The sequence below is a fragment of the Streptomyces sp. NPDC033270 genome, assembly GCF_055576575.1.
The window spans coordinates 194,442-205,560 of the sequence record NZ_JBVIRA010000015.1 but is presented as its reverse complement, the minus strand read 5'-3'; the positions used below and the strand labels follow the sequence as shown (position 1 = coordinate 205,560).

Annotated in this window: 10 protein-coding genes, 1 other RNA gene and 1 pseudogene; 6 read left to right on the top strand and 6 right to left on the bottom strand. The window is 73.9% G+C overall.

What is annotated here, in order from left to right; all coding sequences use genetic code 11:
* Positions 1-120 precede the first annotated feature (120 nt).
* Together ACZ5XZ_RS22065 and ACZ5XZ_RS22060 are read right to left on the bottom strand one after the other, a co-directional pair.
* Positions 121-273, bottom strand: a complete 153-nt coding sequence (locus ACZ5XZ_RS22065; RefSeq protein ID WP_399149860.1) for a hypothetical protein — start codon at positions 271-273, stop codon at positions 121-123.
* 160 nt (positions 274-433) lie between these two features.
* Positions 434-1,834 (bottom strand): hypothetical protein, encoded by a 1,401-nt coding sequence (locus ACZ5XZ_RS22060; RefSeq protein ID WP_468980540.1) that lies wholly within the window; start codon positions 1,832-1,834, stop codon positions 434-436.
* 168 nt (positions 1,835-2,002) lie between these two features.
* Here ACZ5XZ_RS22060 and ACZ5XZ_RS22055 point away from each other — a divergent pair.
* The 4 genes and pseudogenes from ACZ5XZ_RS22055 to ACZ5XZ_RS22040 all read left to right on the top strand — a co-directional run.
* Positions 2,003-2,272, top strand: a pseudogene (locus ACZ5XZ_RS22055) (RNA-guided endonuclease TnpB family protein); the annotation flags it as partial.
* A gap of 337 nt (positions 2,273-2,609) precedes the next feature.
* On the top strand, positions 2,610-3,485 hold the full coding sequence (locus ACZ5XZ_RS22050; RefSeq protein WP_468980538.1) for a Nif3-like dinuclear metal center hexameric protein: 876 nt from the start codon (positions 2,610-2,612) through the stop codon (positions 3,483-3,485).
* Entirely contained in the window at positions 3,482-4,225 is a 744-nt protein-coding gene (locus ACZ5XZ_RS22045; RefSeq protein ID WP_468980552.1) for a zinc ribbon domain-containing protein, read from the top strand. Before ACZ5XZ_RS22050 ends, ACZ5XZ_RS22045 begins: the two co-directional genes overlap by 4 nt.
* A 3-nt stretch (positions 4,226-4,228) precedes the next feature.
* A complete protein-coding gene (locus ACZ5XZ_RS22040; RefSeq protein WP_468980535.1) occupies positions 4,229-5,419 on the top strand; it encodes a bifunctional RNase H/acid phosphatase in 1,191 nt (396 codons plus the stop codon).
* Positions 5,420-5,544: 125 nt separating this feature from the next.
* On the opposite strand, the gene eda is transcribed toward ACZ5XZ_RS22040, so the two are convergent.
* Positions 5,545-6,198 carry a bifunctional 4-hydroxy-2-oxoglutarate aldolase/2-dehydro-3-deoxy-phosphogluconate aldolase gene (gene eda, locus ACZ5XZ_RS22035; RefSeq protein ID WP_468980534.1) on the bottom strand — a complete coding sequence of 218 codons (654 nt, stop codon included), beginning with the start codon at positions 6,196-6,198 and terminating at the stop codon, positions 5,545-5,547.
* Between the two features lie 114 nt (positions 6,199-6,312).
* Complete coding sequence (gene yaaA, locus ACZ5XZ_RS22030) at positions 6,313-7,110, bottom strand: peroxide stress protein YaaA (RefSeq protein WP_468980532.1); 798 nt, start codon at positions 7,108-7,110, stop codon at positions 6,313-6,315.
* A gap of 175 nt (positions 7,111-7,285) precedes the next feature.
* Here yaaA and ACZ5XZ_RS22025 point away from each other — a divergent pair, with 175 nt between their 5' ends.
* A complete protein-coding gene (locus tag ACZ5XZ_RS22025) occupies positions 7,286-8,770 on the top strand; it encodes an RNB domain-containing ribonuclease (RefSeq protein ID WP_468980531.1) in 1,485 nt (494 codons plus the stop codon).
* On the opposite strand, the gene ACZ5XZ_RS22020 is transcribed toward ACZ5XZ_RS22025, so the two are convergent.
* Together ACZ5XZ_RS22020 and ACZ5XZ_RS22015 are read right to left on the bottom strand one after the other, a co-directional pair.
* A complete protein-coding gene (locus tag ACZ5XZ_RS22020; RefSeq protein ID WP_468980529.1) occupies positions 8,757-9,413 on the bottom strand; it encodes a hypothetical protein in 657 nt (218 codons plus the stop codon). The two genes, ACZ5XZ_RS22025 and ACZ5XZ_RS22020, sit on opposite strands and share 14 nt — an antisense overlap.
* Complete coding sequence (locus tag ACZ5XZ_RS22015; protein WP_468980527.1) at positions 9,410-10,216, bottom strand: MerR family transcriptional regulator; 807 nt, start codon at positions 10,214-10,216, stop codon at positions 9,410-9,412. Before ACZ5XZ_RS22015 ends, ACZ5XZ_RS22020 begins: the two co-directional genes overlap by 4 nt.
* Positions 10,217-10,338: 122 nt before the next feature.
* Here ACZ5XZ_RS22015 and rnpB point away from each other — a divergent pair.
* Positions 10,339-10,755, top strand: an RNA gene (gene rnpB, locus ACZ5XZ_RS22010) — RNase P RNA component class A.
* The last annotated feature ends 364 nt before the right edge of the window (positions 10,756-11,119 follow it).

Genomic DNA, 11,119 nt, shown 5'->3' with positions numbered 1-11,119 from the left:
ACGGCACCTCGCGGCGTTGCCGAAACGTCCCGATAGCTCCGCTATCGAGACGCTCCGGCGCCTTGCGATGCACCGCACCAGACGCCGCGGCCTTTTCGACCCTGACCCACCGGACAGGCCCTAGTTGTCGCGGCGGTGCCGGCCATGGGGGGTGGAGCCGGACTCCTCCGTGGCGGCCGGGCCACGGTGCCTGCCGGAGCTTGCGGCCTCGGCGGCCTGGGCGGATGCCTCCCGGGGGCGCGCCTGGGTCGTGTCGGTTCGGGCTTCGGACATGAAGAGAGTCACTCCGTCAGATCGCTTACGGCTTTACGCGTCGGGACCTCGCCCGACGGTCGCCGAGGCTGACCCCGAGCGGAACTGCCGGTGGCCGGTCAACCGGCTGCGTGCCCCGGCCCGAAATAGTAACGGGGCCGAAAATCGCGCCGCACCGGGTCTACCGTGCCGTGAGAGGTGCCTGCTGCAGGGGTACTGGCCTGCACATTCGAGGATGTGCGGGGGAGTGGTGCGGTTCCCCGCCGACGAGCCGCGGATGTGTGGATCTTGTGGAGCGGTTGTCGGCATCCGCTGCATCCGGGAAAATCCCCGCGCCCTTCCCGGTGCTTGCCCCGGAAGGCGAGCGCTCCGGCCTCACCGCCCCCTCCTGTTCCACGGCGCCTTTGGGTCCCACCGCCCTCAGCGCCTGCATGAGGTCCACGGGCGCCACGGGGCCCACCGGTCCCACCGGCCCCGCCGCCTTCACCGGCCCGACCGGCTCCACGGGGCCGCGCCCCACCGGCTCCAGCGGTATGGCCATCCGCGCCACCCCGCACGGCTCGGCGTCCGTCGCGTACGGCAGCAGCAGTTCGCCGGCCACCGTCCACAGCCCGGCCCCTGCCAACCACCCCTGCGGTGCGGGGAGTTGGCGCAGTCGCCGTCCCAAGGGCCGCCAGATCCCCAGCCACGTACCGCTCGCCGCGTCCATCCGGAACGCCACCGCGCAGCTCTCCGGCGCCAGCATCTGCCCCGGCTGGACGGCGAACGGGGTCACCGCCACGCCACCCTCCGCTCCGCCTCCGCCCGGTTCGTGGCCCTCCAAGGCGAAGCCGGCGGGCCGCAGACACTCCGGGAAGCGCACCGGCAGGCTGCTGCCCAGTACGCCCCAGCCCACCCGGTCATACCCAGGAGCGTCCGACCGTACGAGCAGCAGCCCGCTGTCCGGGTCGGCGAGCAGCAGGCGGTCGTTGCTGTGCTCGGTGATCTGCAGGAGCGGGTCGGTCTCGCCGCCCCGCCCCAGGTCGACCACCACCGTCTTGGTCCGGCCGTCCAACTCCCGGTCCAGGGCGAGGAGCCGGCCGCATCGGTCCAGCCAGGCGCCGCCCGTACAGCGGCCCGGAATCTCGGCGATCCGCTCGGGTCCGTCTCCGCCGCCGTGCACCAGCCACAGCCCGGTGCGATGCGGCCCGGGGGCCAGCGCGTAGCCGAGGGTTCCGTCGGGGGCGGGGGGCAGCAGCGTCAGTTCGGGCGCTTCCACGGTGCCCAGCAGAAGCTCACCGGTCCCCGGGTCCGTCGGGTAGAGCAGGCAGAGGGCGAAGCGGTCGGCGACCCGGCGCAGGATCAGCACCCGGCCGTCCGTGAGGGGCAGCAGTTCGCTGTCCGGCTCCTCGGGCTGGCTGCCCGGCAGCGGTACGGCGTACGGCTCGGGTCCGCTCAGCGTCCAGCGCTCCGGGAACCAGCTCCCCGCGGCATCGTCGTGACGGGCGAGCCGGGCGGCGTACGAGCCGTCGGCGGCGATCGTCAGGGCGGCGCGGTGCGGGCTGGCCAGGGCGGTGGCGTCCTCAGTGGCGCAGATCGTCATCGCTTCGGTCACCTCCAGTCGGCAACCGAAGCTAGTTTTCGCACTTGCGGACGATCATCGCGAGTTGCGGCACTTCACGCATAAGGGTGGCAGTTGTCCGGTTCGCCGGTGCCGGGTGGGGTGGTTGTGCTTGCGGTTTCCACCGACAACATGGTGACGGCACAGGGAATGGATGAGGGGGCCGGGCACGCCCGGTACACCTTCCGGCTCCGTGTGTCGTCCACCGCGCTCGCCCAGCTGGATGCGGAGTGGGCGCGGTGTCGGTGGGTGTGGAACGCGTGCGTGGCGATGTCCCGCAACGTCCATGCCGTGAGTAAGGCCGCCGATGAGAGGGTGACGTGCGGCCCGGCCCAGCTCGACAAGATGGTGACCGAGGCCCGCCAGTCGATGACATGGCTGCGTGAGGGTGCTTCGGTGCCGCAGCAGCAGATCATCCGAGCACGCACTCCCCCTCTCCGAGAGAACGTATACGTGCACGGCGCGCGGAACGGTGTCCCCCAGGGACAAGAACTCCGCCCACGTGATGCTCGTCCGGGCTGGTCTCAACCCGGCTAGTGCTGATCTTGTAAGCCCTGCCCCCTGCCCCCTGCCCCCTGCCCCCTGCCAGGGGCCAGGCGAAGCCACGAGTGTCCGGGACGCGACCTGGTACCTGGGGCTGGGTGTCACGGCGGCCGGCAGCGTCCCGGACGATCTGCGGGGCCCGCGCCCGTCACCGCGGCCCCCGTCGCGCCGTTGGCCCCACCCCCTGTCACAGGCGGGGGGTAACCTTCCCTCCGTGCCCGTACTGTCTGAAGTCCTCACTGCGCTCGACGCCCTCTGGCCCCCCGAGCGGGCCGAAGGGTGGGACGCCGTCGGCACGGTCTGCGGAGATCCCGACGCCGAGGTCCGCCGTGTGCTGTTCGCCGTCGACCCGGTCCAGGAGATCGCCGACGAGGCGGTGAAGCTCGGCGCCGACCTCCTCGTCACCCACCACCCGCTCTATCTGCGCGGCACGACGACGGTCGCGGCCTCGACCTTCAAGGGCAAGGTCGTGCACACCCTCATCAAGCACGACATCGCCCTGCACGTCGCGCACACCAACGCCGACACCGCCGACCCCGGTGTCTCCGACGCCCTGGCGGGCGCCCTGGATCTGCGCATCCTCGGCCCGCTGGTGCCGGACGCGAGCGACCCGGCGGGCCGGCGCGGCCTGGGCCGGATCTGCGAGCTGGCGCATCCGATGACGCTGGCCGAATTCGCCTCGTACGCCGCCGCCCGGCTGCCGGCCACCGCGCAGGGCATCCGCGCGGCCGGCGACCCGGAGCGGGAGATCCGCACCGTCGCGGTCTCCGGCGGCTCCGGCGACAGCCTCTTCGAGGACGTGCGGGCGGCCGGTGTGGATGCCTTCCTCACCGCCGACCTGCGCCACCACCCGGCCTCCGAGGCCACCCAGCACACCCGAAACGGCCCGCTGGCGCTGCTCGACGCCGCCCACTGGGCCACCGAATGGCCGTGGTGCGAGCAGGCCGCGGCCCAGCTCGACGCGGTCTCCGACCGGCACGACTGGGGACTGCGCACGCATGTCTCCCGTACGGTCACCGACCCCTGGACCGCCCACGCGGCGTCCGCCCCTCTCTTCACCCCGACGCACACCACAGGAGCCCCACGCTGAACGCCGCGCCCGCCGACCAGATCCGCCTCCTCGACATCCAGAACCTGGACGTGAGGCTCACCCAGCTCGCGCACCGGCGCAAGAACCTCCCCGAGCTGGCCGAGCTGCAGACCCTGGAGGCCGACCTCACCCAGCAGCGCGACCTGCTCGTCGCCGCGCAGACCGAGGAGAGCGACACCAGCCGCGAGCAGACCAAGGCCGAGCAGGACGTGGACCAGGTGCGCCAGCGCGCCGCCCGCGACCAGAAGCGCCTGGATTCCGGAGCCGTCACCTCCCCCAAGGACCTGGAGAACCTCCAGCACGAGATCGTCTCCCTGGCGAAGCGTCAGAGCGACCTGGAGGACGTCGTCCTGGAGGTCATGGAGCGCCGCGAGGCCGCCCAGGAGCGGGTCCGCGAGCTGACCGACCGGTTGGCGGCCATCCAGGCCAAGGTCGACGACGCCGTCGCCCGCCGTGACACCGCGACCGGCGAGATCGACGCCGAGGTCGCCACCGTCACCAAGGAGCGCGAGCTGACCGTCGCCGACATCCCGGCCGACCTCCTCAAGCTCTACGACCGCATCCGCACCAAGGAGGGCGGCGTCGGCGCGGCCCGTCTCTACCAGCGCCGCTGCGAGGGCTGCCGGCTGGAGCTGAACATCACCGAGCTGAACGACGTGCGGGCGGCCCCCGCCGACGCCGTCGTGCGGTGCGAGAACTGCAGCCGGATCCTGGTCCGTACGCCCGACTCGGGCCTGTAGGCGATGGCGCGCACGCTGATCGTCGAGGCGGACGGCGGGTCCCGGGGCAACCCGGGGCCGGCCGGCTACGGCGCGGTCGTCCTCGACCCGGAGACGGGCGAGGCGCTCGCCGAGGCCGCCGAGTTCATCGGCACCGCGACCAACAACGTCGCCGAGTACAAGGGCCTGGTGGCCGGCCTCCGGGCGGCGCACGCGCTGGATCCGCAGGCGCGCATCCAGGTGCGGATGGACTCCAAACTGGTCGTCGAGCAGATGTCCGGGCGCTGGCAGATCAAGCACCCGGACATGAAGCCGCTGGCCGCCGAGGCCAGGGCGGTCTTCCCGGCCGGCCAGGTCGCGTACGAATGGATCCCGCGCGCGCAGAACAAGCACGCCGACCGGCTCGCCAACGAGGCGATGGACGCCGGCAAGCACGGCAGGCAGTGGGAGCCCCGGGACTCCAGGGCGGCGCTCGCCACCGCCACCGCGCCGGCCCGCAGCTCCGCGGCCCGGGCCGCCGACGAGGCGGCCGAGGCCGCGGACGAGGTGGCGGCCGCCGCCCCGCCGGCCGGCTGGGGCGCCCCCGACCTCGGCGTACCGGCGACCTTCGTCCTGCTGCGGCACGGCGAGACGGCGCTCACGCCCCAGAAGCGGTTCTCCGGGAGCGGCGGCGCCGACCCCGAGCTGTCCGCCGCCGGCCGCCGCCAGGCCGAGGCGGTCGGCGCCGCGCTCGCCGCGCGCGGTACGGTCCAGGCCGTCGTCAGCTCCCCGCTGCGGCGCTGCCGGGAGACCGCCCAGGCGGTCGCGGACCGGCTCGGCCAGGAGGTCCGCATCGAAGAGGGCCTGCGCGAGACCGACTTCGGCGCCTGGGAGGGGCTGACCTTCGGCGAGGTGCGCGAGCGCTTCCCCGACGACCTCGACGCCTGGCTCGGCTCGTCCAAGGCGGCGCCCACCGGAGGCGGCGAGTCCTTCGCGACGGTCGCCCGGCGGGTCGCCGTCGCCCGCGACAAGCTGCTCGCCCGCTACGCCGGCAAGACCGTGCTGCTGGTCACGCATGTCACGCCGATCAAGACGCTGGTCCGGCTGGCACTGGGCGCCCCGCCGGAGTCGTTGTTCCGCATGGAGCTCTCCGCGGCCTCGCTCTCCGCGGTCGCGTACTTCGCGGACGGCAATGCCTCGTTGCGGCTGCTGAACGACACCTCGCATCTGCGGTAGACGGGGCGCCCGGTGACGGACGCGTCCCGTACGCGAGCGATTGCCCCGCGGACACCGGCAGACGGGCCCGGCGCATCGGCCATCCGAAGCGCCGGGCCCGTTCGCGTCACCGGGCGCGGCGGCCGTCAGACCGCCAGCGCTGCCGCCTCCAGGGCGAGCCGGCGCACCCGGTCCCAGTCCTTGGCGGCCAGCGCGTCGGCCGGCAGCATCCATGTGCCGCCCACGCAGCCGACGTTGGGCAGCGCCAGATACGACGGGGCCGACGCCAGGCCGATCCCGCCGGTCGGGCAGAAGCGGGCCTGCGGGAGCGGCGCGGCCAGCGACTTCAGATAGGCCGTGCCGCCGGCCGCCTCGGCCGGGAAGAACTTCAGCTCGGTGACCCCCTCCTCCAGCAGGGTCACCACTTCCGAGGCGGTCGAGACGCCGGGCAGGAACGGGATGCCCGAGTCCCGCATCGCGTGCAGCAGCCGCGGCGACCAGCCGGGGCTGACCAGGAACTGCGCGCCCACCGCACCGGCCGCGGCGACATGCTCGGGGGTCAGCAGCGTGCCGGCGCCGACCACCGCCTCCGGGACCTCGTGAGCGATGGCCGCGATGGCGTCCAGCGCGGCGGGCGTCCGCAGGGTCACCTCGATGGCGGGCAGTCCGCCGGCGACCAGCGCCCGGGCGAGCGGTACGGCGTCGGCCGCGTCCTCCAGCACGACGACCGGGATGACGGGGGCGAGCCCGAGGACCGAGGGGGCGGTGGGCACGGGGGAGGAGCTGGTCACGCCGCCCATAGTGCGCCCAGGGAGCCACTCTCCGCAACGACTGTTGCGCATGTTGCAACCACCCTGGGGGTATGGCCCTGGGGCCGTCCGCTCCTCAGGCGCCCGGCCGCCCCGCCCCAGGCCCTACAGCTCCGTCACGATCACATCGATGGACCACGCCGTGCCGCGCTTCGCCGGCGCCTTCGCCTCCACGGCGTAACCCAGCCCGCGCAGCGCCTCCACCAGCTCCGCCGGATCCGCCGGCTCCAGCCCCGCGGACAGCAGGTCCCGCACCAGCCGCCCCTTGGTCGCCTTGTTGAAGTGGCTGACCACCGACCGCTTCTCCACACCGGCCACGATCTTCGACTGGAGCACCCGGACCGTCGCGGTCCGTCCGGCCACCTCGCCCTTGGGCTTCCACGCCGTGGCGTACGCCGCCGACCGCAGGTCCAGTACCAGCCCGTCCCCGGCCGCCTGCGGCATCACCTCCGCCATCGGCGCCCGCCAGTACGCGCCCAGCGCGCCCAGCCCCGGCAGCTTCACCCCCATCGAGCAGCGGTACGACGGGATCCGGTCGCCGAGGCGCACGGCGCCCCACAGCCCCGAGAACACCAGCAGCGAGCGCTCGGCCAGCTTGCGCGCCCGGGCGTCCAGGGACCCGGCCCCGAGCGCGTCGTAGAGCACACCGGTGTAGATCTCACCGGCCGGGCGCGTCCCGGCGGTCCGCAGCCCCGCGTTCTTGGCGATCTCACCCCGGAGACCGTCGCTCAGCCCGAGCACCTCCTGGGCCTTCGCCTCGTCCGCCGCGCACAGCTCGACCAGCTCCTCGAACACCGCCCGGCGCGCGTCGGTCAGCCCCGGCAGCGACAGCGCACCGATGTCCAGCGGCGCCCCGGCTCCCGGTGTGGCCTTCCCTTCGGACGGCGGCAACAGCACGAGCACGGTGTTCTCCTTCACGGCGGTACGGGCGGGGGTGCGGCCCCGGGAAAGCGTATGGCCTGCGGCGGCCGGGTGCGGAACGCCCCCGCGGCCGAGGCCGCCGTCCCCCGCCCGCGAAGGCGCTGCTCAGCCCGTGTACACCGCGCCAACGGCGCCGGCCGGCCATACGCTCGGTTTCATGCCCCGTCGCCATATGCATGTGACCGACGCAGCCGAGGCCCCGCTGCGCGCCGCGCTGCGTGAGCTGCGCGGAAAGCTGGAGATCCCGGACCACTTCCCGCCCACGGCGCAGGCCGAGGCGGAGAGCGCCGCCCGCGCCCCGCGGATCCCGGCCGCCGACGGCGCGGTGGCGACCGAGCACACCCTGGAGGACGCCACCGACCTCCCCCTCTTCACCATCGACCCGCCCGGCTCCCTCGACCTCGACCAGGCGGTGTTCCTGTCCCGGCGGACCGGCGGCGGCTTCCGCGTCCACTACGCCATCGCCGATGTGGCCTCCTTCGTGACACCGGGCGGCGCCCTGGACGCCGAGGCCCACCACCGCGTGACGACCCTGTACTTCCCCGACGAGCGGGTTCCGCTGCACCCCTACGCGCTGAGCGAGGGCGCCGCCAGCCTGCTGCCCGACCAGGACCGCCCGGCCGTGCTGTGGCAGCTCGACCTCGACGCGGAGGGCGCGCTGACCGCCACCTCGGTGCGCCGCGCCCTGGTCCGCTCCCGGGCCAAGCTGGACTACGCGGGCGTCCAGCGGGTCCTGGACGACGGGACGGCCGAGGAGCCGCTCGCCCTGCTCCGTGAGATCGGCCTGCTGCGCGAGGAGCGGGAGGCCGCCCGGGGCGCGATCTCCCTGCACGTCCCCGAGCAGGAGATCGTCGAGCACGACGGCCACTACACCCTCGAATACCGCGCCCCGCTGCCGGCCTACGCCTGGAACGCGCAGATCTCCCTGCTCACCGGCATGGCCGCGGCCGAGCTGATGCTCGCCTCCGGTACCGGCGTGCTGCGCACCCTGCCCAGAGCCCCGGACGGCTCGGTCGCCCGGCTCCGCCTCACCGCCCGCGCCCTGGGCATCGACTGGCCGCACCACACCTCCTACGCCGCGCTGATCCGCACCCTCGACCCGCGCCGCGCCACCCACGCCGCGTTCCTCCAGGAGTGCACCGCCCTGCTGCGCGGCGCCGGCTACACCGTCTTCGACGGCACCCCGCCCACGGCCTCGGAGGTGCAGCACGCCGCCGTCGCCGCCCCCTACGCGCACGCCACCGCTCCGCTGCGGCGGCTGGTCGACCGCTACACCTCCGAGCTGTGCCTGGCCGCCTCCGCCGGCGAGGAGCCGGCCGACTGGGTGCGCGGCGCGCTGCCGGCGCTGCCGGGCGAAATGGAGTCAGGGCTCCAGCACGCCAACCGGGTGGAGCAGGCCTGTGTCGACCTCGTCGAGGCGGCGCTGCTGCGCGACCGGGTCGGCGAGACCTTCGAGGCGCTGGTCGTCGAGATCCAGGAGAAGGACCCCACCCAGGGCACCGTCCACCTCTACGACCCGGCCGTCATCGGCCCGGTCGACGCCACCTCGAACGGCCCCGAGCTGCCCCTGGGCCACCGCATCCGGGTCCGCCTCGCCGAGGCGGAGCCGGGCCGCGAACCGGTCCGCTTCACCCCTGCCTGACCGCCTCGGGGGCACCCGGTGTCTCGGGTGTCCCCGGCGCCCCGGGGCACTCGCCGCGCGCCGCCACCGCCGCCCGCACGGCCGCGACCGCGCCCCGTGCGTCATCGGCGTGGAACCGCACCGTCCGCACCGTCTCCCGCCGCCCCAGCAGCGTCGTGGCCTCGACCGGCGCGGCCAGCTCCACGGTCACCGACGTCTGCCCGCCGACCGCCAGCTCCGCGACCCCGGCCCCACCCTCCTTGCTGAACCGCAGGTCATGGCGCACGGAGGCGATCCGCTCCAGCGGTATCCGCAGCTCCCGCCGCGCCCCCTCGCAAAGCCGCAGCTCACCGGCGCCCAGGACATGCGGCCGGGTGACCGCCGCCGCCTGGAACCCCAGCATCATCAGCACCGTGTAGACGTCGAGGACCAGCACCACCTCACGCGCCACCGGCACACCGCCCAGCAGCACATGCAGCCCGACGGTCTCCACCCCACACACGAACGTCAGCCCGTACACCAGCGCCGCCTGCGCCCCCGCATACGGCATCGCCCGGTCTCCCGGCGCCACCCCGATCCGCCGCCGCGCCACCCACCACCCCAGGCTCGCCATCCAGCGGCCCTCGTGGGCGGCCAGTGCGCGCAGCGCGCCGCCCCGGCTCACCGGGCACGCTCCGCCACGAACCGGATCGCCTGCCGTACGGCCTCGGCCTGCGCGGGCGCGAAGTGCGCGTAGTACGCCGCTGTGAAGCCGTCGTCCGGCCCCGGGCCGGCCACCCGCTCCCAGTCCTCCGCGCCGACCTCGGCGAACACCGAGTCCGGAATGCACTCGGCGAGCGCCTGCGCGGCCCGCGCGACCCGCGGATCGTCCGGCGCGGCCGTTGCCAGCGCGTCGAGCAGCCCGTACACCTCGTACGCCCGCTCCATCGCCCCCGGTGTCGAGGTGGCCTCCTCCAGCAGCGCCACCACCCGGCTGCCCTCCTCCCCTCCCGCCATCGACTCCATCAGCGCCAGCACCTCCCGCTCCTTCGCCGCCATCGCGGGCTCCGGGCCGGGGCGCGCGGCCGAGGTACGGGCCATCTCCCCGAAGACGGCCGCCAGTTCGTCCGACACCGGCCCCTCCGCCCACAGCCCCCCGTGCTGCTCCGCCTGCCGCCGCAGGGCGGCCAGCCGACCCCGCCGCTCGCGGATCTGCTCCTCCTGGCGGGCCAGATCCGCGTCCAGCTCGGCCAGCACCTCGTCCAGCTCGCGCCCGGAGTCGTCGGCGAGTACGTCGCGCACCTCGTCCAGCCCGAGTCCCAGCTCCGTCAGCCGGCGCAGGCGCGCGAGCTCGACCGCGTCCCGCAGCCCGTACTCCCGGTAGCCGTTGGCCCGGCGTTCGGGCTCGGCCAGCAGACCGAGGTGGTGGTAGTGGCGCACGGCGCGGGTGCTGACGCCGACCAGACCTGCGAGCTCACCGATTCTCATGCGTCCAGTAGAAACGTTGCCGCTGCGACAAGGTCAAGGGCGGACCGCGACGGCGCGCGGCCGCCGGTCGAGGGGCGGCGCGCGGCCCCTCGACCTGTGGGTACCATGGTCGGCACGGCGGACGAGCCGGCCGGACGGCCGCGTGGGGCTCCTGACATCTTCGGATGCGCGGATCCTCCCGAGGAACGTCCGGGCTCCACAGGGCAGGGTGGTGGGTAACGCCCACCCGGGGTGACCCGCGGGACAGTGCCACAGAAAGCAAACCGCCCGGGCCGCAAGGCGCGGGTAAGGGTGAAACGGTGGTGTAAGAGACCACCAGCCTCCGAGGTGACTCGGAGGGCTAGGTAAACCCCACCCGGAGCAAGGTCAAGAGGGGGCATCGCTGATGCCTCTGCGCGGACGATCGAGGGCTGCCCGCCCGAGTCCGCGGGTAGACCGCACGAGGCTGTCGGCAACGGCAGCCCTAGATGGATGGCCGTCTCCCCCCGGCCCGCAAGGGCCGAGGGCGACAGAACCCGGCGTACAGGCCGACTCGTCCGCCTTTCCCCCTCCGGCCGTATGCGCCGCACCGCCATGCCTCTTGTCCATGGCGAAATTCGACATGACCGTAATCGGCCTCATGAGGGCATGACCGGAATCGGCCTCATGAGGGAAAGAATCGCAGAAGCCGACCGGTGGGTAGGCGCCTGTGACTATTTTGTGGACGCGCTGTAAGGGGTGTGACGGAAGTAGCGAAATTGTGGGTGGGGTCTTAAGGCCGGCGGTCCGGCCGCTCCTTACGTCTGGCGCCATGCCGCGGAAAGCGGAAAAGGGGCGGGGGGGGGGGGGGGGGGGGGGGGGGGGGGAAGGAAGGACCACCCCCCACAACCCCCCCCTCTCACCGCGCCCAGTCTCCTTATCTCC